General features: G+C 71.5%; 20 protein-coding genes. 11 read left to right on the forward strand and 9 right to left on the reverse strand.

From position 1 onward, the window contains the following. Positions 1 to 43 precede the first annotated feature (43 nt). Together ABZ883_RS09175 and ABZ883_RS09180 are read right to left on the reverse strand one after the other, a co-directional pair. Positions 44 to 796 carry an SDR family oxidoreductase gene (locus ABZ883_RS09175; RefSeq protein ID WP_360903972.1) on the reverse strand — a complete coding sequence of 251 codons (753 nt, stop codon included), beginning with the start codon at positions 794 to 796 and terminating at the stop codon, positions 44 to 46. 118 nt (positions 797 to 914) lie between these two features. Next, a complete protein-coding gene (locus tag ABZ883_RS09180; protein ID WP_360903975.1) occupies positions 915 to 1,463 on the reverse strand; it encodes a hypothetical protein in 549 nt (182 codons plus the stop codon). Positions 1,464 to 1,644: 181 nt separating this feature from the next. Between ABZ883_RS09180 and ABZ883_RS09185 the strand changes: the two genes are divergently transcribed. After that, the gene (locus ABZ883_RS09185; RefSeq protein ID WP_360903978.1) at positions 1,645 to 2,550 is read left to right on the forward strand and encodes an alpha/beta hydrolase; all 906 of its coding nucleotides are present in this window, start codon (positions 1,645 to 1,647) and stop codon (positions 2,548 to 2,550) included. Between the two features lie 276 nt (positions 2,551 to 2,826). Here the strand turns inward: ABZ883_RS09185 and ABZ883_RS09190 are convergent, their stop codons facing one another. From ABZ883_RS09190 to ABZ883_RS09200, 3 genes are all read right to left on the reverse strand, one after another. Next, positions 2,827 to 3,906: a DUF916 domain-containing protein gene (locus tag ABZ883_RS09190; protein WP_360903981.1), complete on the reverse strand. Its 1,080-nt coding sequence runs from the start codon at positions 3,904 to 3,906 to the stop codon at positions 2,827 to 2,829. A gap of 76 nt (positions 3,907 to 3,982) precedes the next feature. Further along, positions 3,983 to 5,908 (reverse strand): metallophosphoesterase family protein, encoded by a 1,926-nt coding sequence (locus ABZ883_RS09195; RefSeq protein WP_360903984.1) that lies wholly within the window; start codon positions 5,906 to 5,908, stop codon positions 3,983 to 3,985. A 129-nt stretch (positions 5,909 to 6,037) separates the two neighbouring features. Beyond that, positions 6,038 to 7,246 (reverse strand): HupE/UreJ family protein, encoded by a 1,209-nt coding sequence (locus ABZ883_RS09200; protein WP_360903987.1) that lies wholly within the window; start codon positions 7,244 to 7,246, stop codon positions 6,038 to 6,040. Positions 7,247 to 7,418: 172 nt separating this feature from the next. Here ABZ883_RS09200 and ABZ883_RS09205 point away from each other — a divergent pair, with 172 nt between their 5' ends. Next, the gene (locus tag ABZ883_RS09205; protein ID WP_360903990.1) at positions 7,419 to 8,090 is read left to right on the forward strand and encodes a hypothetical protein; all 672 of its coding nucleotides are present in this window, start codon (positions 7,419 to 7,421) and stop codon (positions 8,088 to 8,090) included. Between the two features lie 29 nt (positions 8,091 to 8,119). On the opposite strand, the gene ABZ883_RS09210 is transcribed toward ABZ883_RS09205, so the two are convergent. The 3 genes from ABZ883_RS09210 to ABZ883_RS09220 all read right to left on the reverse strand — a co-directional run bounded on the left by ABZ883_RS09210 (position 8,120) and on the right by ABZ883_RS09220 (position 9,591). Beyond that, complete coding sequence (locus ABZ883_RS09210) at positions 8,120 to 8,689, reverse strand: GNAT family N-acetyltransferase (protein WP_360903993.1); 570 nt, start codon at positions 8,687 to 8,689, stop codon at positions 8,120 to 8,122. Positions 8,690 to 8,736: 47 nt separating this feature from the next. After that, positions 8,737 to 8,997 (reverse strand): hypothetical protein, encoded by a 261-nt coding sequence (locus tag ABZ883_RS09215; RefSeq protein WP_360903996.1) that lies wholly within the window; start codon positions 8,995 to 8,997, stop codon positions 8,737 to 8,739. Positions 8,998 to 9,066: 69 nt separating this feature from the next. Continuing rightward, positions 9,067 to 9,591 carry a hypothetical protein gene (locus tag ABZ883_RS09220; RefSeq protein ID WP_360903999.1) on the reverse strand — a complete coding sequence of 175 codons (525 nt, stop codon included), beginning with the start codon at positions 9,589 to 9,591 and terminating at the stop codon, positions 9,067 to 9,069. Positions 9,592 to 10,237: 646 nt separating this feature from the next. Here ABZ883_RS09220 and ABZ883_RS09225 point away from each other — a divergent pair. Next, a complete protein-coding gene (locus tag ABZ883_RS09225) occupies positions 10,238 to 11,116 on the forward strand; it encodes an alpha/beta hydrolase (protein ID WP_360904002.1) in 879 nt (292 codons plus the stop codon). A 203-nt stretch (positions 11,117 to 11,319) separates the two neighbouring features. Further along, a complete protein-coding gene (gene fabV / locus ABZ883_RS09230; protein ID WP_360904005.1) occupies positions 11,320 to 12,546 on the forward strand; it encodes an enoyl-[acyl-carrier-protein] reductase FabV in 1,227 nt (408 codons plus the stop codon). Positions 12,547 to 12,572: 26 nt separating this feature from the next. Here the strand turns inward: fabV and ABZ883_RS09235 are convergent, their stop codons facing one another. Then, complete coding sequence (locus tag ABZ883_RS09235) at positions 12,573 to 13,889, reverse strand: acyltransferase (RefSeq protein ID WP_360904008.1); 1,317 nt, start codon at positions 13,887 to 13,889, stop codon at positions 12,573 to 12,575. A gap of 287 nt (positions 13,890 to 14,176) precedes the next feature. Here ABZ883_RS09235 and ABZ883_RS09240 point away from each other — a divergent pair, with 287 nt between their 5' ends. From ABZ883_RS09240 to ABZ883_RS09270, 7 genes are all read left to right on the forward strand, one after another. Continuing rightward, a complete protein-coding gene (locus tag ABZ883_RS09240) occupies positions 14,177 to 15,358 on the forward strand; it encodes an ROK family transcriptional regulator (protein ID WP_360904092.1) in 1,182 nt (393 codons plus the stop codon). A 137-nt stretch (positions 15,359 to 15,495) separates the two neighbouring features. Further along, on the forward strand, positions 15,496 to 17,037 hold the full coding sequence (locus ABZ883_RS09245) for a sugar ABC transporter ATP-binding protein (RefSeq protein ID WP_360904011.1): 1,542 nt from the start codon (positions 15,496 to 15,498) through the stop codon (positions 17,035 to 17,037). Next, complete coding sequence (locus ABZ883_RS09250) at positions 17,037 to 18,071, forward strand: ABC transporter permease (protein WP_360904014.1); 1,035 nt, start codon at positions 17,037 to 17,039, stop codon at positions 18,069 to 18,071. The genes ABZ883_RS09245 and ABZ883_RS09250 overlap by 1 nt, the downstream gene beginning before the upstream one ends. Before the next feature lie 164 nt (positions 18,072 to 18,235). Then, a complete protein-coding gene (locus tag ABZ883_RS09255; RefSeq protein WP_360904017.1) occupies positions 18,236 to 19,291 on the forward strand; it encodes a substrate-binding domain-containing protein in 1,056 nt (351 codons plus the stop codon). A 49-nt stretch (positions 19,292 to 19,340) separates the two neighbouring features. Continuing rightward, entirely contained in the window at positions 19,341 to 20,558 is a 1,218-nt protein-coding gene (locus ABZ883_RS09260) for a Gfo/Idh/MocA family oxidoreductase (RefSeq protein WP_360904020.1), read from the forward strand. A 30-nt stretch (positions 20,559 to 20,588) separates the two neighbouring features. Next, entirely contained in the window at positions 20,589 to 21,593 is a 1,005-nt protein-coding gene (locus ABZ883_RS09265) for a sugar phosphate isomerase/epimerase family protein (protein ID WP_360904023.1), read from the forward strand. 301 nt (positions 21,594 to 21,894) lie between these two features. Beyond that, complete coding sequence (locus tag ABZ883_RS09270; RefSeq protein WP_360904026.1) at positions 21,895 to 25,617, forward strand: ThuA domain-containing protein; 3,723 nt, start codon at positions 21,895 to 21,897, stop codon at positions 25,615 to 25,617. The last annotated feature ends 110 nt before the right edge of the window (positions 25,618 to 25,727 follow it).

Raw genomic sequence — 25,727 nt, forward strand, 5'->3', positions numbered from 1 at the left:
CGGCGTCCGGGCCCGCCCCGCTGTGCGCGGCACTCCCCGCGGCTCAGGCGGCGATCACGGCCGCGGTCGTCCGGCCGCCGTCCACGTCGAGGGTGATCCCGTGGACGAACCGCGCCTCGTCGGAGGCGAGGTACACCGCGGCCTGGGCGATGTCCTCGGGGGAGCCCACGGTTCCCGCCGGAGTGCCCGCCATCAGCGCTTCGGCGGTGTGGCCGGGTGCCAGGATCACCCCGGGGGAGATGGCGTTGACCCGTACCCCGCTCGCCCCGAACTCGGCGGACCAGGCGCGGGTGAGCGTCTCGACCGCGCCCTTGGTGGAGCTGTAGAGCGCGCCGCGGGGCAGGCCCAACCGCGCGATCCATGAACCCAGGTTGACGATCGCGCCACCGCCGGCGGCGGCCATGGCCGGGGCGACCGCCGCCGTGAGGAAGAACGGCGCCTTCATGTTGACGGCGATGACCCGGTCGAAGGTCTCCTCGTCGGTCTCGGGTGTCGCCGGGCTCGGGTAGATGCCCGCGTTGTTGACGAGGATGTCGATGCGCCCGCCCAGGGCGTGCCCGGCCTCCTCGGCCAGCCGCCGCGAGGCCGCGGCGCTGCCGTCGAGGTCCGCGGGGACGAACGTGGCGGCCCCGCCCCGGGCACGGATCTCCGCCACGACCTCTTCCCCGCGCTCCTTGCTGCGCCCCGAGACGGCCACGTGCGCCCCCTCCGCACCGAAGGCCAGGGCGATGGCCCGGCCGATGTTGCTGGTGGCCCCGGTGACCAGGGCGGTCTTGTGCTGCAGACGTGCGGTCATGATCGTGCTGCTCCTCTGAGTGCGGACGGAACGGGGTCCACCTTGCGTCGCGGAAATTGGACCCGCAAGTCCATCTTTTGGGAGCCGGCACGGGCGCGGCCCGCGCTGCCGGGCGGTCTCAGCCCACGCCCGCGGCCCATTCCCCGAGCGCGGCGAAGTCGCCGGGGGCCAGCCCGATCCGCGGGTCGATGCGGTGCAGCAGGGCCGGACCGTCGTGGTGGGCGGCCACCCAGGCACGATCCGCATCGGTGATCTCGTCGTCCACCCACGCGAACGCACGGCCCTGCGCCCACGCCACGATGTCCGGGGTCTTCCAGAACACACCGCCGCCGGGCTCCACGCGGGGCGAGGCCCACGCGACGAACGGCAGCGCGGGCAGCCCCAGCACCGGGGCGATGAAGTCGTTGGCCTCGTCCTCCCACAGGGTGGCCCACACCAGGTCGAAGGGCAGCGCCCGCAACGCGGGCCCGTGCTCCGGATTGAGCCACACGCGAAGGGGCCTGACCCGCCTGCCCGTCAGCCCCCACGCGCCCTGTCGGGCCTGCTCGGCCGCCGCCCAGCGGGGTGTCACCATCCGGTGCGTCCCGTAGCCGTGCGGCCGTTGGTGCCGCTTCGCGGCGTACGGATTCAGCGGTCCGTCCACGTCCACCATCAGTACCGGGCGCATCCCGCCCCACCCCCTCGGTCCTGTGTGCGGAACCCTAGCCGGGACCTCGCCTCTCCCGCCCGGGAAAAAATCGGCACCGCACCCGCAACGCCCGCGGGCGCCGCGCGTCTGTGTGGACGAAGGGACCGTCGCGCCGTGCCGGCGCGACGGCGCCACCAGGCATCCACAATCAAGGACCAACGTGAGAACAACCCGCTGGGCGATCCCGGTTGCCCTGCTGTGCCTCGGCGGACTGTCGGCCTGCTCCTCCGCACCCGAGGCGGCCGACGCGCCGGAGCCCACCAAGGCGTCGGTGCGCCCGTCGTCGGCCGGCAAGCCCTCGCAGCGGCCCAGCCTGCGCCCGCCCGGTGCCCACCCGCCCGTCGCCTACAAGCCCAGCTGGCCCGACCGGACCACCCGCACCAAGGCCGGGTACCTCGTCGACACCTGTGTCCCGGAGTCACTCCGTGACAAGGCCACGACGCTGACCACGAGCGACGGCGTCCATCTGTCCGCCCTTGAACTCGGCGACGGTCCCGACGGTGTGCTCCTCGATCACGAACAGGGCTACAACATCTGCTCGTTCCTCGACATCGGGAGGAAACTCGCGGCGCGCGGCTACCGCGTGGTGATCCCGGAGTACCGCAACCACGGGGCGTCCGAGCACGTCGCGGACAACGAGCACATCGAGCGCGACGCGCGGGCGGGCCTCGCCGAGCTCAAGCGCCTCGGTGCCAAGCGGGTCTTCCTGGGCGGCGCGTCGTGCGGGGGCAGCACGGCAGCCGTCGTCGGGGCCGAGGGCGAACTGCCCGTGGTGGGGCTGCTGATGATGTCCTCACCCGCCCGGTGCGGCGGCGTGGACGCGGTGGCGGCGGCGCGGAAGATCGACGCCCCGTCGCTGTTCGTCGTGTCCCCGGGGGACATGCTGGGCGCGGTGGAGAAGCAGGTGCGCGAGGTCTACGCGGCGTCGGCGGCCACGCAGAAGCGGCTCGTCATCGATCAGAGCGGCTACCACGGGACGGACATGATCCGGCGCGGGCCGCGCGGTGCCGCCCTGGAACGCGACGTCATCGCGTTCGTCGTGGCCGCGTACGACAAGGCGCGCTGACGCCCGGTCCGTTCCCGGCGGGGTTCCGGGTGCCCGCGTCCGGGATTTGCACGTGTCGGCTGGAACGTGCTGGTTTAGGCTGAAAGCGCCATCGGGGCACCGGGTTTCGGTGGAGGCGCGGGCGGATGATGTGATCTCCCTGGGGTAATTCTGCCCGCGCCGCGCAGCCGTTCTCGCGCCCTCCGCCTCAGGTCCCCCGTACGACGTCCGCGCGGCACGCGTCGTCCCGGCCGCGGACGGCCCGGCGACGCGCACCGCGCGGCGGTGGTCGGTCGGTCAGCTCTCCTGCGTCGTGCGTTCGAGCAGGGCCTTCTCGACGGCGTTCTGTACCCGGGCGTCCTCGCGCACCTTGCGGCGCGCGCGGGCGCGGCGTGCGAGGAGCAACCAGCCGACGAGGGCCCCGATCACGACGATCACGAGCACGAGCAGCGTCCACGGGACGGCCCAGCCGTGGGCCGTGGCCTGGACTTCCTTGAGCGGGGTGGTGGTGCCCGAGGCGTCGGTGAGGAGCGGGGAGAGGGTCGCCTTCGCCGTCAGGCTCATGGCCGGTGCGACGCCGTGGACGGGCACCTTCACCTTCCAGGTCTCGCCGGGCAGCAGTTCCGGCGAGGCGGGGATGCGGCCGGCCTCGGCGCTCAGCCATCCGAACGGGCCCGTGACGGAGACCGCCTGGCGGGTCGACAAGGTGGCGTTGCCGGTGTTGTGAATGGTGTAGGTGACGGTGGCGTCGCCCTTGGCGAACGGGTTCGCGGTGCCGGCGTAGTCGACGTGCAGGTTCTCGACCGCCAGCTGCGGCTTGAGCGCGCCGCTGACCCGCAGCTTGACCCGGATGCCCAGGCGCCGGTCCACGTTGATGCCCGCGGCGTCGTCGGACTGCTTGAGGGAGGTCAGGATGCCGCCCACGTGGTCGCCGGGCGTGGCGTTGGCGGGGACGCTGACGGTGAAGGGGATCTGCGCGGTCTTGCCGGGCTTGATCTCGACGCTGTCGCGGTCGGCGTGGACCCAGGCCCCGATGCCGACGGACTTCTTGTCCTTGGTGAGCAGGTCGAGCTGACCCGTCTCGGTGGTGTAGCCGTCCGCGGCGTAGAGCGCCAGGCGGAGCGGGGACTTGCTGTGATTGGCCACAACCATGGCGTCCTTGACCTGGCCGCCGGGGTTCACGTCGTAGCTGTAGCTGGACCGGTCGTCGCCGTACCCGTTCGCGGCCGTCCTGACCGTCCAGGTGACGTCGCCGTCGGCCGCCCGCGCGGGGCCGCCGCTCAGGCCGGTGAACGCGAAGGCCAGGAGCAGGGCCAGGGCGACGGTGCGGACGCGCGCGATGGCGGTGGTCGTCCGGTGCGATACGGGTGCGTGCATCTCGGGATTCTCCTGCAACGGGGAGGCGGGGCGGGCACCGGACGGTGCCCGCCCCGCCAAGGTGGAACGGGTCCGATCAGCTGCTGAGCGCGGTGATCGTCAGGGTGGCGCGGTAGTCACCCTTCTGGACGCTGTCCGGGATCTTCAGATCCAGGTCGGCGCCCACCTTGGCCTCGCCGCGCGGGTGGCCCTGCTCGGCGGAGGCGAGACCACGCGAGATCGCGAGGCCCTGGCCCTGGTCGTCGTAGCCCGAGGCGACCGACGCGTTGGCCGTGGCGCCCGCACCGTCGACCAGGACGCGAGGCGTCCAGCCGAGGAAGGAAGCCGCGAACGTCTTGTCGGCGTCCTTGAACGCGCTGACGCTGGCCGAGACCGACCACGGGGCGAGCGAGCGGCGGCTGTCGGAGACGACGATCGGGTTGATCCGGCCGTCGGCCTCGAAGTGGTCGCCGTTCTTCTCCTCGGCGGTGCCGAGGTCCACCAGGCCGTTGTAGCCGTCGATCGTCCAGCCGAACTCGCCCGGAGCCGGGTTCGGGACGTTGACCTGGAGGTCCTGCTTGTCACCGTGGTACGGGTGCACCGTGACGTCGTCGACGTGCGAACCGACCGGCTGGTCGGCGCCGTTGGCGGCGCTGCGGATGTTCTCGACCACGAGCTTGTCGTTGCGCACCTGCACCTTGACGTAGGTGCGGACGTGCTCCTGGTTCTGAACCGAGTTGTACCAGTAGTTCTTCGGGTTCAGCGGGTCGGCGCCGTTGCCCGCACCACTCGTGCCGCTGTTGTCCGGCGCGGTGATGTCGTAGTACTTCGAGCCCGAGGCGGAGTTGGCCGTCACGTAGAGGACGCCGCCGGGACCCGGGTACACGTCGGCGGCACCCGGCTTCTCGGCCGGGTTCTCCTTCTCGCCGTTCTTGATCAGGTAGCTGCGGGAGTAGCTGTGGTCGTGGCCCTGCAGGACCAGGTCCACACCGAGCTTGGAGAACGTGGTCGGGAAGTCCAGACGACGCTGCTTGTTGTCGCCGTCCTTGGCGTGCGAGGCCGGCGAGTAGATCGCGTGGTGGTAGACGAGGACCTTCCACTTGGCCTCGTTGCCGTGCTTGTTGATGACGTCGGTCACGTAGTTCACGTGTGCCGCGTCACCGGCGCCGTTGGCGGAGTTGTAGCTGTTGCTGTTCAGGTCGATGAACAGGACATCCTTGTAGATGTACCAGTAGTCACCGCCCGACTTGGTGCCGTCGGGGTTCCCGTTGTCGTAGTACGGGGCCGAACGGTCGGTGTTCGGGGTGGTGAAGTGCTGCTCGTAGGCCTTGCCGCCGACGTCGTGGTTACCGATGGTGGCGGCCCACGGGTACTGGCGGAGCTGGTCGGGGGCGAGGAAGGAGTTCCACTGGGACTCGGTGTTCGCCGTCTCGACCTGGTCACCACCCGACACCAGGATCTCGGCGTTCGGGTTGGCCCTCAGCGAGACGTCGACCGTGTCCTGCCAGCCGGCCTGGTCGCTCGCCAGGTTGCCGGAGGAGCCGATCTGCGGGTCGCCGTAGAACAGGAAGTCGTAGTCGCCCTCGAAGTCCTGGGTCTTGAAGGCGTACGCCGTGGACCAGTTGCCCTCGGTGCCGACTCGGTAGGAGTAGGCCGTGTTCTCCTTCAGGCCGGTGATCGTCGCGTGGCGGTTGAAGCCGCCGCTGGTCGCGATGTTCGCCGCGCCGATGGCGTCGAAGGCGGTGGCGTCGGTCGGGAACTCGCCGTTGACGAGCGCCGCGGTCGGGACGACCTGGACCTTCTGCGCCGTGTCGGCGGAGGAGTACCACGTGACGGTGCGCTGGGACTCGTTGGAGCCCACGCCGAGGACGATGCCGGTGATCGTGGACGCGTCAGCGGCGGTGGCGGGGGTCGCCAGGCCACTGCCGAGGGCCACGCTCAGGCCGAGAAATGCCGCGGTGGCGCCAGTGGCGACACGGCGCCGCACAGGCCCGGAGGCCTGCGAGGAGTTGCTCGATCTCATGAGTTTTCGATCCTCTTGTGCACGATGTGTGTGCATGGAATGGAGATCAATAAACTGTCGGCTGTTGGTAAAGGGAAGCCAAATGTGATCTTCGAGTTGTCTGAACAACGCACGGAGGGTATGTCGGTTTCAGACGCCGAACGCCCGCTGCACAAACCAGACCAGACCCATCGCGGCGACGCCCGCCGAGATGACACCTGTCGTCCACAGACCGGCAACCGGCGACCGCCGGCGGAGCAGGATCAGCACCGGGAAGACCACCGCGATGATGGCCAGTTGCACGGTCTCGATGCCCACGTTGAACACCAGCAGCGACCACAGCAGCGTCCACGACCACGCCGCCTCGATGCCCAACGCGCCCGCGAAGCCCAGTCCGTGCACAAGACCGAAGCAGAACACGACACCCAGGCGCGACCAGCCCGCGCGGTCCAGGCTGAAGTGCCCGCCTCCCGCGGTCTCCAGGTCCGTGGCATGACCGCGGCGGCGCCAGATCCGCCACAGGTGCCAGCCGGCCACCACCGCGATCGACAGGGCGATGACGGGCTCCACGATCCGCGAGGGCACATCGACCACACCGAGCGCGGCGAGCATGAACGTCACCGAGTGCGCCAGTGTGAAGCTGGTCGCGGCGAGCACGATCTCCCGCGGCCGGCGCGAACCCGCGATGAGCGCCAGCAGGAACAGGATGTGGTCGATGCCGGTCAGCAGGTGCTCGGCGCCCAGGCGGAAGAACTCCCAGAACCGCTCGTACCAGGTCTGGCTGATCGAGAACGACGGGTGCTCCGCGTCGATGGCCGCGCTGCCCGAGCGGCCGTCGAGGTCGTAGGTGACGATCGTCTTGACACCCTTGACGTAGCCCTCGGAGTCGGCGAACAGCCCCCCGCGCACCTCGTGGTCGTCGCCCTCCGCGGCACAGGCCCAGTCGAGCGTCAGGCCGGCGTACGGCACGCCCTCCCGCTGCCCCATCGTGAACCCGCCGACCTGCGACGGGGTACAGGCCTTGCCGCCGGAGGAGACGGAGAAGCGCTTGGTGACGTAGGCGACCGCCGACGCGGCGTGGGCGTCGAGCGCCGCTCCCTGCGCTTTCTTGTCACCCGCGTCGAACGCTGCGGTCCCCTCCTTGAAGAGGGCGTCGTCGTGCTGGTAGTCGGCGGTCGACACGACGAAGAGGTCGTACTCGAGTTCCAGCGTCGTCCGTGTCCGGCCCTCGTCCCCCGAGGTGACGTTGACGTACACGGTCGACGAGAACCCGTGGGCCTGCGCCGGTTGTGCCAGACCCAGGAAAGCGATCACGGCCGCGGCTGTCCCGATGACGGCGCGGCGGACACGTTGTGACATGTGGCTCCTTCAGGTTGCCAGTGCACGGTGCATGCCACGGGTGAACACGATTCGCCCTGTCGGCGAACCGTCGAACAACAACATCGAGAACGGCACCCGCGAACGACCGCGGGCGCGAACGGGAGAGCAGGATGGGGGACGCACCACCCTCACCACTCGGAGGACGATCACCTTGCGCGCCCCGCTTCGCGCCCTCGCCACGCTGGCCGTGGCCGTCGCGCTGGTCACCGGATGCGGCTCCGGTGACGACTGGTCACGGCCGCACCCCGAGCCGACCGCCGTCGGCACGCTCGGCCCCGGGTTCGTCGACCCCGCCAACCCGCCCGGACCGGAGGCCACCGCCACCCCGCGGCCCGGCTCCTGGAGCGGGGTGCACCCGCCGCGGGGCTACCGCGTCGTGCTGCTCACCGCGGGCGACGACGCCCCGACCAAGTCACTGGTGGCGGCGGTCAAGGGCTGGGCCGAGGCGGAGCACGTCGACCTGCGGACCGTGGCCGCGTCCGGCCCGTCGGACTACGTCCCGGCGGCGAGCAGGGCCCTGAAGATGCACGCCGATCTCATCGTCAGCGCGGGCAACGACCTGATCGACCCGCTCGCGATGGTCACCCCCAACCATCTGTCGCAACAGTTCCTGGTCGTGGGTGCCGAACTCGCCGAACCCACGCACAACGTGACCTCGGTCGACTGGTCCGGTGCCTCGTTCCGCGGTGAAGGACTCGGCATGTCGTCCACCTACGACGCCGCCTCGTTCACCACCGCGCGGTGCGAGGCCGCGATCAGGGCGGGCGTCGCGGCCGTGCTCAGCGACATGACCGGCATCGTGCTCTGGCTCGACAAGGTGTGACCTCCGGCGTCCGGTCCGGACGCACGGGCCTACGGCACGCTCGGCGACGGCGTGCCGCGGCGCGGCGGATCTCCGGCCCGGAGGCGGTACACCACACTGCGGCGCAGGGGGCCGTCCGGCACCTCGGGGTCGTCGAAGTCGTCGGCCGGGTCGCGCGTCATGCCGATGCGGCGCATCACGGCCTGGGACCGCAGGTTGGTCGCGGTCGTGACCGCGAGGATCTCCTCGAGACCGAGGTCCTGAAAACCGAAGGCCAGCACGGCCAGGGCCGCTTCGGTGGCATAGCCGTGGCCCCACGCCGAACGGGCCAGCCGCCAGCCGGCCTCCACCCCGGTGAACGGCATGCCCTCGTCCACCGGGTCGAGCCCGGTGAACCCGATGAACTCACCGGTGGACGCGACCTCCACGGCCCACCACCCCCAGCCGCGCCGTTCGAGGTCGGCCTGGAACCGGGCCGCGGACGCGTCGCTCTGCTCCCGGGTGAGCACCCCGGGGAAGAACTCCCGGACCCGCGGATCGGCGTTCAGCGCGGCCCAGGGGGCGCGGTCGGAATCCCGCCATCCGCGGAGCAGGAGGCGTTGGGTGCGTAGGTCGGCCATCGCGCCAACCTAGCCCCGTCTCCCGCGCGGGTCGATCGGATATACCTCTACACGAACCGGCAGGTGAGCCACTTCTCGTGGTCGTAGTGGTCCTGCGACGGATACCTGTCCACGAGGGGGACCACCTCCGTCGTGTCCTGCGGCCGTATGCGCTCGGGCAGCGCCCCGAACCTGGCCCGACGGGCCGCCGCGTCGGCATCCGCGGCCGGGACGGCAGCGGCGACGACGGTGACCGGGGGCGCCGCGGTGGGGGTGGTGGTGGCGGGGGCTTCGGGCGCCTTGGTGATGTTCCGCGCGGTCTTCGACACGATCCGCTTCCTTGTCCGCTGGGTCCGCTGGGTCCGCTGGGTCCGCTGGGTCGATCCGGCCATCGGTGATCAGTGGATGATGTGGAAGGTGAGATGCCGTTCCGTCTTGCCGGCCGGCACCGTGTGGACATAGCCGCGTGCCGTGTCGTAGGCGCCGGAGCCCCCGGTGATGGGGATGTCGATGGACGGGGCGGGCGGCAGGTGGAGCAGCGCCTGACCGCTGATCTGTCCCTTGGGCAGGGCGAACGTTCCCACGCACTGCAGCGCGCTCGGTTCGAGGTGGACGTAGGTGCAGACCACGCTGTGGTCGCCGATTTTTTTGCCGTCGCGGTAGATGTCCTCGGCGATGACGAGCTCGTCGCCCAGGCTGAGCCCCTTCTTCCCCAGGTCCACCGAGGTGGACTGGGTCTGCCGGGCGACCAGTGCGAGCACTTCCGTACGGGACGGTGCGGCGTGTGCGGCGTGTGCGGCGGCAGGGGCCGCCGGGGCGGCAGAGGCGAGCGGGGCCGCGGCCAGGCCACCGGTGACGAGGGCGGCTGTGCCGGCCACCGCGCTCAGGAGCCGTACCTTGCGGGTGCTGCGTGTGTTCGGCATGCTGCGCGCGCCTTTCTCTCGGGAGCCGGGACCGGGACTGCGCTCCGTGTCCCTCGCCCAGGGGGCACCGGCCATGCCGGTCGTGGTTGATGACGACGCTCGCACAGGCTGCATCACCCGTCAAGGTGGTGACGCTCACGTCGGTGGTGAGGGTGGGCGCATGTGATGGCCGTGACGTGCGGGTCTGTCATGACATGGACGACATGCGTCACCGGGTCACAGGATGATGCGCGGCGCCATCCCGGGCGTCAAGGACACCCGTCCCCGGGGATCGTTTCGACGATCTGTTCCCGTTGGAGAGGGCCTGATAGCGTCACCGTGCACGTGACCGACCGAGGAGGTGAGTCCCATCAACGCAGTTGCACGCTGGGCGCTCTCCTTCCGTCCGGCCGCGCCGTCCGTCTGAGACAGCCGGCCCCGGGAGCGCCCTCAGGCATCCCGGAAGGCCACATTGTCATGCGCTTCACGACAGGGACGACCTCGAACGGCGTCTCGGAACTCCTCGCCGCCCCGGTCCCGCGGACCCCTGCCTTCGGCATGTCGCACCGGGTGCCTGCACCCCGCACTCCCGCGGGTGATCTGCGCGCGTCAAGCCGCCCGGTGGGGGCGGCACTTGTTCCGAGCACTCGCCGAAAGGACCTCTGCCATGCCCGAATTTGCCGCTTCTCCCTCGTTTTCCTCGGATTCCTTCTCCGCATACGACGGAACCCGGCTCGCGTACCACTCCGCCGGTGACGGCGATCCCCTGGTCTGCCTGCCCGGCGGACCGACGGACTCCGCCTACCTGGGGGACCTCGGAGGTCTCTCCGCGCACCGCCGGGTGATCAGGCTCGACCTGCGCGGCACCGGCCGGTCGCAGGTCCCCGACGACCTCGCCACCTGCCGGTGCGACCGGCTCGTCGACGACGTGGAGGCCCTGCGCGAGCACCTCGGGCTCGATCGCGTGGACCTGCTCGCCCACTGCGCGGGGGCCAACCCGGCCGTCCAGTACGCGGCACTCCGTCCCGGACGGGTCCGCGGGATGGTGCTGGTCACCCCCAGCGTCAGGGCGGTCGGCATCCCGATCGCCGGCGACCTCCGTCTCGCGACCGCGCGGCTGCGCAAGGACGAGCCCTGGTACCCCACCGCCTACGCGGCGCTGGAGGCCATTGCTGCGGGACGGGGCGACGACAGCCACTGGGAGGCTGTCGCACCGTTCTCCTACGGGCGGTGGGACGACGCCGCGCGCACCCATCACGCCGCCGCGGAGGAGCGGATGAACCAGATGAATCAGGACGTCATGGCCGCCTTCGGCGCTGACGGCGCTTTCGCCCCGGACGCCACGCGCGCCGCGCTCGCCGACTTCGCGCCGCCGGTGCTCCTGCTGGCCGGAGAGGTCGACACGGGTGCTCCGCCCGCGGCGGTCGCGGAGTTCGCCGCGCTCTTTCCCGCGGCCGGTTTCGTCGTCCAGTCGGGGGCCGGGCACCACCCGTGGCTCGACGACCCCGAGCGCTTCGCGGCGGCCACCGCCGGGTTCCTGGCGTAGCGGCGCTGTGCGTGAGCGCGGGCCCGGCGGCACGGCCGGGCCCGCGCCCGGCCGTGCCGCGCGCCGCGGGATCTCGTGGGAACGCTCCAAGATCGTCCGGCGATTGTTGTGCGCTGCGCGAGCCGGATCCGGGGCCGCGGCACCGGAGACTGGCAGCACGTGGCGGCCGTCTCGGCTCCGCCGATCCCCGAAAGGGACCTCAGGTGACCCAGCGCACCATCGCCCCCCGCAGCCGCGGTTTCCTCTTCCTCGACGCGCACCCTGCCGGATGCGAACGCGTCGTCGAGGACATGTGGTCCTCCGTCCCCGCGGCCCCTGCCGCGCCCCCGGAGGACCGGCCGGTCGCCCTTGTGATCGGCTCCTCCGCCGGATACGGACTCGCCGCCACGGTCGCCGGGCTCAAGCGGGCCGGCATCCGGGGCATCGGCGTCTGCTTCGAGAAGGGACCCACCGAGCGGCGCACCGCGACCGCCGGCTGGTACCGCACGGCCGCCACCGCCCGCCTGGCCCGCGAAGCCGGCGGCGACATGGTCTTTCTCAACGGCGACGCCTTCGGCGACGCGATGAAGGACCAGGTCGCCGATTTGCTCGCGCGGCGGTTCGGCGGACGCCTCGACCACCTCGTCTACTCGGTGGCCGCGCCGCGGCGCACCGACCCCGACACCGGCACCACCTTCGCGTCGGTGCTCAAACCGATCGGTGCGCCCCATCGCACGAAGACCCTCGTCTTCGGCGCCGACGGCGCACCCGAGATCCGCGACGTCGAGACGGCGCCCGCCGAGGGCGACGACGTCGAGCAGACCGTCGCCGTCATGGGCGGCGCCGACTGGGAGCGGTGGATCGACCGGCTTGCCGGCCGCGGACTGCTCGCCGACGGCTTCAGCACCGTCGCCCTGTCCTACATCGGCTCCCCCCTGACCGCCGCGATCTACCGGCAGGGCACGATCGGCGCCGCCAAGGCCCACCTGGAGGCCACCGCCCGCCGCCTCGACGAACGCCTCGGCACCGCGGTTCGCGGCCGCGCCTTCACGTCCGTCAACGGCGCCGCCGTCACGCAGTCCTCGACCGCCATCCCCGGCATCGCCCTGTACGTGGGCCTGCTGCGGGGCGTGCTCGGCGACCGGGTGGTGCCGCCGGCCGCGCAGCTCACCGAGTTGTGGGACGGTCTGACCGGCGCGGCGGAACTGCGCCTGGACGACGAAGGACGGGTGCGCCTGGACACCTGGGAACTCGGGGACGACGTCCAGGCCGCCGTCGCCGACCGCTGGGACCGGGCGACCACCGGCACCATCGCCGGCCTCGCCGATCTCGACTGGTTCGGTGCCGAAGTGCGCCGCCTGTACGGCTTCGACGTGGACGGTGTGGACTACGGCCGCCCCGTGGAGACCGCGGTGGACTGGCCGGACCCGGCCGCGCCCGTCACCGCGTAGCTGTTCCGCGGATTCCTGAACGGATGTCAGGCCGCGGGTTCCAGCGCGTCCTTGGCCTCGGGGCTGCCGCGGCGGGCCCGGTCCCACGGCAGCCCGACGAGGGCCGTGCCCACGGCCAGGCCCGCCGCGGGCAGGACGGGGAACCGCCCGTCGGGCGCGAAGCCCTGCACGGCGAAGCGGGCGAGCGCGGGCACGGCGGCGGCCAGGCCGAGCCACACCAGCCAGGGACGACGCGGGGCGGCGGCAGGGCGGGTCCGCCCGGACACGGCGGCCAGGCCGCGGTCCACGGGCCGCAACAGCCGTACGACGCCTGCCAGTACGAGGCCGAGCAGCAGCAGCCAGGGCACGCGCAGCGCCCACCACGACGGTGAGCCGAACGCGGGCTCGGGCGCGAGCCCCGTGAGGTAGAACGCGGCGGCGAGCACCAGCACCGGCAGCATGTGCCACAGGTACAGGGTCATGCTGACCCCGCCCACGGGACGGACCAGCCGCCAGACCCGGTCGTGCACCAGCCACCGCCGCACCGCGGGGGCGACCAGCACGCACAGCCCCACCTGCGCCACCGCCCAGGCCAGCATGGCGACCGACGGCGGGTCGGTGTTGCTCGGGTCCTGCCCGGTCACCAGGATCAGGCTGACCGGGAACGGCCCGGGACCCACGAGGGCCGCGAACGCCACCGCGCCGCCCGCCGCCAGCGCGACGGGAGTCGTCCGGTTACGGGTCAGCAGACCGTCCCCCCAGCAGAAGCCCAGCTGGTAGGCGACACCCCACACCAGGACGTAGTCGAGCAGGCCCACGTACGGCGCGTGCGCGGCCAGCACCAGGACGTCGGCCAACGCTGCCGCGGCTGCCACGGCCAGCGGCACGCGGAGTCCCCAGCGGCCATGTGCCGCGTGCAGTACGGGTGTCAGGGCGCCGAGGACCAGGTACACGGGGAGGAACCAGAACTGCATGCCCATCGCCCAGCCCACCAGGGAGAGCGTGCCGGAGTCCACGCCCACCGCCGCGCAGATCCCCACGGCGAGGAGCACCAGCCCGCTGTACACGGCGGTCGGAAGCAGCAGCCGCAGGGACCGCCGTCCCACCCAGCCGGCGGCAGTGCCCCCCGCGGCCCGGGCGCGCGACCACGAGTCGCCCGCCGAGCGGCCCCCGGCGAGGAAGAAGAGCGGCATGATCTGGAAGCCCAGGGTCAGCCACTGGGTCCAGGGAACGACGGCCAGCAGTTCCGGTGCGCTGATCGCCCCGCCGGGTTCCCTGACCAGTCCGGTGATCAGCCAGTGGCCGAGCACCACGAGGACGATCGCCCACGCGCGGAGGAAGTCGACGTAACGGTCTCTGCTCATGCGTCGTCATGCTGCCCCCACCGCAGGTGGATCGGGCACCGGGAACCCGTGCCGCAACCAATCCGTGCCCGTCATGACATCACCACGCCGGACACCACGGCAGCCGCTGCGACCGGACTTTGTCCCGCGATCGGAAAAAGAGAGAGCTGATTCCTGCGCAACTTCTTCCCCCTCCGGGCAGCCGCTGCTACTTTCCCCTCGAAAGCCTCAAGGACAGGGCCGGCCGGTTGGCCGGCCGCACATCCCCGTGCCACGGGGCAGGGGGAGGGGAGGGGCGCGTGAGACGTATGACGGCTCGACCCGCCAATGCGCACCAGGTGCGGCTGCTGCGGCTGCTCCGCGACGGCGGGCCCAGCTCCCGCGCCCAGATGGGGGACCTGATCGGGCTCTCGCGCTCCAAGCTGGCGGTCGAGGTCGACCGCCTGCTGGAGACCGGTCTCGTGGTCTCCGACGGTCTCGCCGCCTCGCGCGGCGGCCGGCGCTCGCACAACGTACGACTCGCCCCGAGCCTGCGCTTCCTGGGCGTCGACATCGGCGCCACCTCGGTCGACGTCGCCGTCACCAACGCCGAACTGGAGGTGCTCGGCCACCTCAACCATCCCATGGACGTACGCGAGGGCCCGGTCGCCGTCTTCGAGCGGATCCTCGAAATGGCCGCCAAGCTCCAGGCCGCCGGACTCGCCGAAGGGTTCGACGGCGCGGGCATCGGCGTGCCGGGCCCCGTCCGCTACCCGGAGGGCGTCCCGGTCGCGCCGCCCATCATGCCCGGCTGGGACGGCTTCCCGGTCCGCGAGGCGCTCAGCCAGGAACTGGGCTGCCCCGTCATGGTCGACAACGACGTGAACCTGATGGCGATGGGGGAGCAGCACGCGGGAGTCGCCCGCTCCGCCGCGGACTTCCTCTGCGTCAAGATCGGTACGGGCATCGGCTGCGGCATCGTCGTGGGCGGCGAGGTCTACCGCGGGGCGACGGGCAGCGCCGGCGACATCGGCCACATCCAGGTCGTGGACGGCGGGCGGCCCTGCGCCTGCGGCAACACCGGCTGCCTGGAGGCCCACTTCAGCGGGGCGGCACTCGTCCTCGACGCCAAAGAGGCCGCCACCTCCGGGCGTTCACCGGCGCTCGCGGCCCGGCTGGAGGCGGCGGGACGGCTGTCCGCGGCCGATGTCGCGGTCGCGGCGTCCGCCGGTGACGCGACCGCGCTCGAACTCATCCGCGAGGGCGGCAATCGCGTCGGGCAGGTCATCGCCGGACTCGTCAGCTTCTTCAACCCCGGACTCGTCGTGATCGGCGGCGGTGTCACCGGGCTCGGCCACACCCTGCTGGCCAGCATCCGCAGCCAGGTCTACCGCCAGTCGCTGCCCCTGGCGACCGGCAACCTCCCCATCGTCCTGGGCGAACTGGGCCCCACCGCGGGCGTGATCGGCGCGGCCCGGCTCATCAGCGACCACGTCTTCTCCCCGGCCTGACCGGCCCGCACCACCGGCACGGCACCACAGGCACAGCACCACCCGGCACCACCGAGTCATCGGCACCACGGCACCACTGGCTCCACCTGCACGCTCCGCACGCGCACGTGTACCCGCACCCGCCGAGGGGATCCGTCATGGCACCAGTACCACCGGCCCCGCCACCGCCGTCCGCGGCCTCGCTGCTCACGATGTCCGGCATCACCAAGTCCTTCCCCGGCGTCCGCGCCCTCGACGGCGTCGACCTGGACGTCCAGGCCGGCGAGGTGCACTGCCTCCTGGGCCAGAACGGCGCCGGGAAGTCCACCCTCATCAAGGTGCTCGCCGGTGCCCACCAGCCCGACGACGGGGAGATCACCTGGCGCGGCGAGCCCGTCGCGCTCAGGTCGCCCATCGCCGCCATGCGCCTGGGGATCGCCACGATCTACCAGGAACTCGACCTGGTGGAGGGGCTGTCGGTCGCAGAGAACGTCTTCCTCGGCCACGAACCCACCACGGCCGGGTTCGTGGTGCGCGGCCGCCAGGCCCGCCGCGAAGCCGAGGTCCTGCTGCGCCGGCTCGGCCACCCCGAGATCGATCCCGCCCGGCAGGTCGGCGAACTGTCCGCCGCCCAGCAGCAGATCGTCTCGATGGCCCGGGCACTCTCCCACGACGTCCGGCTCATCGTGATGGACGAGCCGTCCGCCGCGCTGGACCCGGAGGAGACCGACAACCTGCTGCGCATCGTCGCCCAGCTCACGGCCGAGGGCGTCGCCGTCGTCTATATCTCCCACCGGCTGGAGGAGATCCGGCGCATCGGCGACCGTGTCACGGTGCTCAAGGACGGCCGGGCGGTGGCGGGCGGCCTGCCCGCGAAGTCGATGCCCACCCGGGACATCGTCGCCCTCATGACGGGCCGCGACGTGGAGTACGTCTTCCCCGAACGCCCGGCCGGCCCACGCGAGGGCGCACCCGTGCTGACCGTCGAAGGACTGACCCGGGACGGGGAGTTCGCGCCCGTCGACCTGGAGATCCGGCCCGGCGAGATCGTCGGGCTCGCGGGCCTCGTCGGCTCCGGCCGCTCGGAGATCCTGGAGACCGTCTACGGCGCGCGCCGGCCCACCGCCGGCCGCGTCACCGTCGACGGCCGCCCGCTCAAGCCCGGCAGCGTCCGCTCGGCCGTGCGCGCCGGACTGGGCATGGCACCCGAGGAGCGCAAGGCCCAGGCCCTGCTCATGCTGGAGTCGGTCACCCGCAATGTGTCGGTGTCCTCGCTCTCCCGCTTCTCCCGCGGCGGCTGGCTCGACCGTCGCCAGGAACGCCTGGCCGCACAGGAGTCCACCCGGTCGCTGTCACTGCGGCCCGACAACCCGGACGCGCGGGTCCGCACCCTGTCCGGCGGCAACCAGCAGAAGGCCGTGCTCGCCCGCTGGCTGCTGCGCGGCTGTCGCGTCCTGCTGCTGGACGAGCCGACCCGCGGCGTCGACGTGGGCGCGCGCGCCGAGCTCTACGCCGTGATCCGCCGGCTCGCCGACGACGGGCTCGCCGTCCTCCTCGTCTCCAGCGAGGTGCCCGAGGTACTGGGCCTCGCCGACCGCGTACTGGTGCTCCGCGAGGGCCGTGTCGTGCACACGGCGCCCGCGCAGGAGCTGGACGAACACCGTGTACTCGACCTCGTCATGGAAGGGAGCCCGAGCTGATGACGCAGCCCGCTTCCCAGGCCCCGCAGGCACCGCTGCCGCCCGCGGACGCGCCCACCGCCGTCAAGGGCGGCCGGCGTCCGGCGGCCGGACTCCGTGCCGACGTGCGCAACCTCTCCCTGCTCGGTGTCCTCGCCGTGCTCGTCGCGGTCGGCGGCATCACGCAGCCCGACTCGTTCCTCGACGTCTCCAACCTCCAACTGGTGCTGACCCAGGCGTCCGTCATCGGTGTCGTCACCGTCGGCATGACCTTCGTGATCACCAGCGGCGGCATCGACCTGTCCGTCGGCGCGATCGTCGCGCTGTCCTCGGTATGGGCGACGACCGTCGCCACGCAGGAGTACGGCTTCGCCGGCATCCTGTTCACCGCGGTCCTGGTGGGACTCGGCTGCGGACTGGTCAACGGGGTGCTCATCGCGTACGGCGGCATGGTGCCGTTCATCGCGACCCTCGCGATGCTCGCGTCGGCCCGCGGACTCGCCCTCCAGCTCACGGACGGCAAAACCCAGATCGTCACCGAGAAGTCGGTGCTCGACCTCGGCGTCCCCGACTCCTACATCCTCGGCATCCCACCGCTGGTCCTGGTCTTCGCCGCGGTCACCGTCATCGGCTGGCTGGTGCTGAACCGCACCACCTTCGGGCGCCGCACCGTCGCGGTCGGCGGCAACGCCGAGGCGGCCCGGCTCGCCGGCATCGACGTCCGCCGGCAGCGGCTGTACCTCTACCTGCTGTCCGGGCTGTGCTGCGGGATCGCCGCCTTCCTGCTGATCATCCTTGCCGGATCGGGCCAGAACACCAACGGCAACCTCTACGAACTCGACGCCATCGCCGCCGCGATCATCGGCGGCACGCTGCTCAGCGGCGGCCGCGGCACCATCGTCGGATCCGTCCTCGGTGTGCTGGTCTTCACCACCATCACCAACATCTTCGCCCTGAACAACCTGGAGAGCGCGGTCCAGCAGATCGCCAAGGGAGCGATCATCGTGGCCGCCGTCCTGGTCCAGCGCAGCACCGCGCGCGGCGGCGACAGCTGACGCGGGCGGACCGCCGCCGCACCGTTCCCGCACAGCGCCGTTCCGGTGCCGGCGCCGCTTCTCGCGCCGGTTCCCGCAGCCGTCCCGTCCTCCCGCCCCCGACCCACCTCACCGCAGAGCACGCACCCGCCCCGTGTGCCCAAACCCAGGAGGGTTTCACCGCCATGCCAGAAAACCCGATCACCAGCCGCAGAAGCCTGCTCTTCGGCGCCGCCGCCGTCTCCGCCGGCGCCGCCCTCACCGCCTGCACCAGCAACGAGCCGAAGAAGCAGGAGGCGGCCGCCACCAAGGCCCCCTCCACCGACTCCACCGACAACCAGCCGGGCACGCCCGTCACCATCGGGTTCGCCGGTCCCCAGGCCGACCACGGCTGGCTCAACGCCATCAACCAGAACGCCAAGGACCGCGCGGCGACGTACTCCGACGTCACCCTGGAGATCACCGAGGGCTCCAACGACACCGCCGCCCAGATCGGCCAGGTGCAGACGCTGATCAACAAGAAGGTCGACGTGCTGGTGATCCTGCCGGCCGACGGCAAGGCCCTCACCCAGGTGGGACTCCAGGCCATGAAGGCCGGTATCCCGGTGATCAACCTCGACCGGATCTTCGCCTCCCCGCAGGCGTACCGCTGCTGGATCGGCGGCGACAACTACGGCATGGGCCTCAACGCCGGCAACTACATCGGCGAGCAGCTCAAGGACAAGGCCGACGCCAAGGTGATCGAGCTCGCCGGACTGGACAACCTCGAGCTGACCCGGCAGCGCACCCAGGGCTTCGACGACGCCCTGAAGAACTACCCCAACATCAAGAAGGTCGCCCGTCAGGCGGCCGAGTTCACCGTGGAGTCCGGCCAGGCCAAGATGGCCCAGCTGCTCCAGGCGCAGAAGCAGTTCGACGCGGTGTGGAACCACGACGACGACCAGGGCGTCGGCGCCCTGCGCGCCATCGCGCAGGCCGGCCGCGACGACTTCCTCATGGTCGGCGGCGCGGGCGCCAAGTCCGCCATGGACGCCATCAAGGCCGACAACGGCGTGCTGAAGGCCACCGTCCTCTACCCGCCGACCATGGCCGCCTCCGCCATCGACCTGGCCCGCACCCTCGGCCAGAAGAAGGGCATCGGCGGGCTCGCCGAGCTGGAGATCCCGGCCTCCATCACGCTCTACTCGGCCGTCGTCACCAAGGCGAACGTCGACCAGTACCTGCCGACGGGCTTCAACTAACGGGCAGTGCCCCGCCCGTCCGATCCGAGCAACCGACGAGGAGCAAGGCATGGCTGGTACGGCCGATAACGAGACCCGTGGAGCGGAGGGCGCTGCGCCGGCCCTCGGCATCGGGATGGTCGGCTACGCGTTCATGGGCGCTGCCCACTCCCAGGCGTGGCGCACCGTGGGCCGCGTCTTCGACCTGCCGGTGCGGCCGGTCCTGGCCGCCATCGGCGGCCGGGACGCGGCGGCGGTACGGGACGCGGCGGCTCAGCACGGCTGGGCCGCCGCGGAGACGGACTGGCGGGACCTGATCGCCCGGGACGACGTCCAGCTCGTGGACGTGTGCACCCCCGGGGACAGCCACGCCGAGATCGCCATCGCGGCGCTGGAGGCGGGCAAGCACGTCCTGTGCGAGAAGCCGCTGGCCAATTCGGTCGCCGAGGCGGAAGCCATGGTCGCGGCGGCCGAACGGGCCGCCGAGCGGGGCCAGGTGGCCATGGTCGGCTTCAACTACCGGCGCCTGCCGGCGGCGGCGTACGCCCGCGCGCTCGTCGCCGAGGGCCGGCTCGGCACCATCCGTCATGTACGGGTGACCTATCTTCAGGACTGGCTGGTCGACCCGGACTTCCCGCTGACCTGGCGGCTCAAGCGCGAGTACGCCGGCTCCGGCGCCCTCGGCGACCTCGGCGCGCACGCCGTGGACCTCGCGCAGTACCTCGCGGGAGAGCCCCTGGTCGGTGTCTCGGCGCTCACCGAGACGTTCGTGCGGGAGCGGCCGCTGCTCGCGGGGGTGTCGTCGGGCCTGTCGGGCTCCGCCGTCGGCACCGAGCGGGGGCCGGTGACCGTCGACGACGCCGCGCTGTTCACCGGGCGCCTCGCCTCCGGGGCGCTCGCCAACTTCGAGGCCACACGGATGGCCTCGGGCCGCAAGAACGCCCTGCGGCTGGAGATCAACGGCGAACGCGGGTCGCTCGCCTTCGACCTGGAGCGCCTGAACGAGCTGTTCTTCCACGACCACACCGAGCCCGCCGCCACGGCCGGCTTCCGCCGGATCCTGGTGACCGAGCCGGACCACCCGTACCTGGCGGCCTGGTGGCCGCCGGGCCACGCCCTCGGCTACGAGCACACCTTCACGCACCAGGCGCGCGACCTGCTGGTCGCCGTCGCGGAGGGCACGGCCCCGGCGCCGACGTTCGCCGACGGGCTGCAGGTGCAGCGGGTCCTGGCGGCCGTGGAGGAGAGCGCCGAGAAGAACGCCGTCTACACCCCTGTCCCCGCCTGACCGCGCAACCGTTTAGAGGAGGTCCTCGCCGTGCCACGTCCCTTCACCCTCTTCACCGGCCAATGGGCCGACCTGCCCCTGGAGGAGGTCTGCCGCCTCGCCCGCGACTTCGGTTACGACGGGCTCGAACTCGCCTGCTGGGGCGATCATTTCGAGGTCGACAAGGCCCTCGCCGATCCCGGTTACCTGGACGGGCGGCGGGCGCTGCTCGACAAGTACGGGCTCAAGTGCTGGGCCGTCTCCAACCATCTGGTCGGGCAGGCCGTCTGCGACAACCCGATCGACGAGCGCCACCAGGCGATCCTGCCCGCCAGGATCTGGGGCGACGGCGAACCCGAGGGCGTCCGGCAGCGGGCGGCCCGCGAGCTGGCCGACACCGCGCGCGCCGCGGCGGCCTTCGGCGTACGGACCGTCATCGGCTTCACCGGCTCGTCGATCTGGCACCTGGTCGCGATGTTCCCGCCGGTTCCCGAGCGGATGATCGAGCGCGGCTACGAGGACTTCGCCGAGCGGTGGAACCCGATCCTGGACGTCTACGACGCCGAAGGGGTCCGCTTCGCCCACGAGGTCCACCCCGCCGAGATCGCCTACGACTACTGGACCACGCACCGCGCGATGGAGGCGGTCGGCCACCGGCCGGCGTTCGGGCTGAACTTCGACCCGAGTCACTTCGTGTGGCAGGACCTCGACCCGGTCGGGTTCCTCTGGGACTTCAAGGACCGCATCTACCACGTCGACTGCAAGGAGGCCCGCAAGAGGCTGGACGGCCGCAACGGGCGCCTCGGCTCCCATCTGCCGTGGGGCGACCCGCGGCGCGGCTGGGACTTCGTGTCGGCCGGGCACGGCGACGTGCCGTGGGAGGACGTCTTCCGGATGCTGCGCTCGATCGGATACGACGGCCCGGTCTCCGTGGAGTGGGAGGACGCCGGGATGGACCGCCTCGCCGGCGCCCCGGAAGCGCTCTCGCTCCTGAAGCGGTACGACTTCGACCCGCCGGCGGCGTCGTTCGACGCCGCCTTCGGAGGCAACGACTAGGCCCTTCCCGCAGCTCAGGAGGGCAGCAGCCCGCAGCCCGGCGGCACCGCCGCCGGGCCTGTCGGGCTGCCCGGGTCCGGCTTTGTCCTGACCCGGGAGAAAGTTCAACTTATCTGCCACTCAAGGGCTTTCGGTCCCGGACGAACCCGGCTACCGTCCCTGAGGTGTACAGGACACGGGCCCGAAACATGAGGCCGGTCCTGCTCGCGTGACCCGACCAGCGTGACGGCGCACGCCGGTCCCCGGGAAATACCGCACGGCAGCACATCCGCCCGTACGACCGTTCCTCCGGAGGACACACGTGCACAGACAACGGCCCGGAGCACACCGATCGCGGATCCGACAAGGACTCGCACTCCTCACCGGCAGCCTCTTAGCGGCGACCTCCCTCGTCGTCGCAGCCCCCATGGGGGCGATGGCCAGCCCGCTCGACACCGAGCCCGCGACCGCCGCGGCGGCCGAGCAGTTCCAGCAGGTCACCCTCGCCAAGGGGGAGCCCGAGACGGGCGAGCCCATGTCGCTCGCCGTCCTGCCCGACCGCAGCGTGCTGCACACCTCGCGCGACGGCGAGCTGCGCAGGACCGACGCCGCCGGCACCACCACGGTGATCGGCACCGTCCCCGTCTACACCCACGACGAGGAGGGCCTGCAGGGCGTCGGCATCGACCCGGACTTCGACCGGAACCGGGCGATCTTCCTCTACTACGCGCCTCCGCTCGACACGCCCGCGGGCGACGCCCCGGACCAGGGGACCGCGGCCGACTTCGCCAAGTTCGACGGCGTCAACCGGCTCTCCCGCTTCACGCTGAAGGCCGACTGGAGCCTCGACCTCGGCAGCGAGAAGAAGGTCCTCGACGTCGCCACCACGCGCGGCATCTGCTGCCACGTCGGCGGTGACATCGACTTCGACGCCCAGGGCAACCTGTACCTGTCCACCGGCGACGACTCCAACCCGTTCGCCTCCGACGGCTTCGCGCCCATCGACGACCGGCCGGGCCGCAACCCCGCCTACGACGCCCGCCGCACCTCGGGCAACACCAACGACCTGCGCGGCAAGCTGCTGCGCATCAAGGTCGCGGCCGACGGGTCGTACACGATCCCCGAGGGCAACCTCTTCGCCCTGGGAACCGACAGGACCCGGCCCGAGATCTACGCCATGGGCTTCCGCAACCCGTTCCGCTTCAGCGTGGACAAGAAGACCGGCATCGCCTACGTCGGCGACTACGGACCCGACGCCGGTGCGGCCGACGCCCAGCGCGGACCCGGCGGCCAGGTCGAGTTCGCCCGTGTCACCCAGGCGGGCAACTTCGGCTGGCCCTTCTGCACCGGTGACAACGACCCGTACGTCGACTACGACTTCGCGACCGGGCAGTCCGGATCCACCTTCGACTGCGCCGCGCCGAAGAACGACTCGCCGTACAACACGGGCCTGACCGACCTGCCGCCCGCGCAGGCGGCCTGGATCCCCTACGACGGCGGTTCCGTCCCCGAGTTCGGCAACGGCTCGGAGTCCCCGATGGGCGGTCCGGTCTACCACTACGACCCCGCACTGGACTCCCCGGTGAAGTTCCCCGAGGCCTACGACGGCGACTTCTTCGCCGGCGAGTTCGGGCGCCGCTGGATCAAGCGCATCGACCAGGACGACAACGGCGCCGTCCAGTCCATCAATGACGTCCCGTGGACCGGCACGCAGATCATGGACATGGCGTTCGGCCCGGACGGCGCGCTGTACGTGCTGGACTACGGCACCGCCTGGTTCGGCGGTGACGAGCACTCCGCCCTCTACCGCATCGAGAACGCCACCGACGGCCGCTCCCCGAGCGCCGAGGCCTCCGCGAACAAGACCTCCGGCGTCGCGCCGCTGAGGGTCGGCTTCTCGTCGGCAGGCACCGTCGACCCCGACGGCGACACCCTGACCTACGCCTGGGACTTCGGTGACGGCGGCACCTCCACCGCGGCCGACCCGGCGCACACCTACCGCACGAACGGCACCTACACCGCGAACCTCACCGTGAAGGACCCGACCGGCCGCACCGCGTCCGCGAGCGTCCAGGTCGTCGTCGGCAACACGGCGCCCAAGGTGACCCTCGAACTGCCCACCGAGGGTGCGCTGTTCGACTTCGGCGACGACATCCCGTTCAAGGTGACCGTCACCGACCCCGAGGACGGGACCGTCGACTGCTCCAAGGTCAAGGTCACCTACGTCCTCGGCCACGACAGCCACGGCCACCCCGTGACCTCCGTCAACGGCTGCACCGGCACCATCAAGACCTCCGCCGACGGCGGCCACGACCCCAACGCCAACATCTTCGGCGTCATCGACGCCGAGTACACCGACGGCGGGGGCGGCGGCCAGGCGGCGCTCGCCGGCCACGACCAGGCGCAGCTCCAGCCGCGCCACCGGCAGGCCGAGCACTTCAGCTCCTCGTCCGGTGTCGACCTCTTCGACAAGGCCGAGGCCCACGGCGGCCGCACCGTCGGCAACATCGACAACGGCGACTGGATCTCGTTCACGCCGTACAACCTCACCGGTTCCGTGCGGCTGACCGCGCGGGTCTCCTCCGGTGGCGCGGGCGGCTTCCTCGAGGTGCGCACCGGCTCGGCGACCGGCCCGATCCTGGGCTCGGCACCCGTCCCGGTGACCGGCAGCTGGGAGACGTTCCAGGAGATCGACGTACCGCTGCGCGCCGTGCCGAAGAAGACCACCGAGCTCTTCCTGGTCTTCAAGGGCGGCTCCGGGGCGCTCTACGACATGGACGACTTCGAGCTCTCCGACGTCCCGGCCGACCGCGCCGCCAAGCGCGTGCTGGTCTTCTCCAGGACGGCCGGCTTCCGCCACGACGCCATCCCCACCGGGATCGCCGCGCTGAAGGAGCTCGGAGCCTCCGCCAACATCACCGTCGACGCGACGGAGGAGCCCAAGCAGTTCACCACCAACAACCTGGCGCGCTACGACGCGGTGGTGTTCCTGTCGACCACCGGTGACGTGCTCAACGCCGAGCAGCAGCAGGCGTTCGAGAACTACATCAAGGGCGGGGGCGCCTACATGGGTGTCCACGCCGCCGCCGACACCGAATACGACTGGCCCTTCTACGGCGGCCTCGTCGGCGCCTACTTCCAGGGGCACCCGCAGATCCAGAAGGTCACCGTCCGTGCCGAGGACCACGACCACCCGGCCACCGCGCACCTCGACGAGGCCGGCTGGGAGCGCACCGACGAGCTGTACAACTACCGCACCAACCCTCGCGGCCAGGTCCGTGTCCTCGCCACCCTCGACGAGACCACGTACCAGGGCGGCACGATGAAGGGCGACCACCCGATCGCGTGGTGCCAGACCTACCAGTCCGGCCGCTCCTTCTACACCGGTCTCGGGCACACCAAGGAGTCCTACGCCGAGCCGGCCTTCCGCCAGCACCTCCTGGGCGGACTGCGCTACGCCGTCGGGCAGGTCAAGGCCGACTGCAAGCCGCAGACCGGCTACCGCGACCTGTTCAACGGGCACACCCTGGAGGGCTGGAAGCACGCCGGCCCCGGCACGTTCAACGTCGTCGACGGTGAACTGCGCACCGAGGGCGGCCTCGGCCTGCTGTGGTACCAGGCCAAGCAGTTCGGCTCGTACTCGCTGACGCTCGACTGGAAGATGGACGGCGACGACAACTCCGGAGTCTTCGTGGGCTTCCCGGCCTCCGACGACCCCTGGTCCGCGGTGGACAAGGGCTACGAGGTCCAGATCGACGCCTCCGACGCGCCCGACCGCACCACCGGCGCCGTCTACAGCTTCAAGTCGGCCAACCTCAAGGCCCGCGACCAGGTGCTGCGGCCCCCGGGGCAGTGGAACAGCTACGAGATCAAGGTCCAGGGTGAACGGCTCCAGGTCTTCCTGAACGGAGTCAAGATCAACGACTTCACCAACACCGATCCCGCCCGCAGCCTGAAGGACGGCTACATCGGCCTGCAGAACCACGGGGCCGACGACCAGGTGTCCTTCCGCAACGTCAAGATCAAGGAGCTGCCCTCCTCGTAGGGCAGTCCCTGCCGGCACCCCATGAGCCGGCGGCGGGCGGGGAGACGCGCCCGGACACCGTCGCCGCTCGCCTGCCCGGCCGCGCGGACCGCTTCACGCTCGTGCACAAC

It is taken from the genome of Streptomyces sp. NPDC046977 (genome assembly GCF_040644455.1).
In the GTDB taxonomy this organism is placed as follows: domain Bacteria; phylum Actinomycetota; class Actinomycetes; order Streptomycetales; family Streptomycetaceae; genus Actinacidiphila.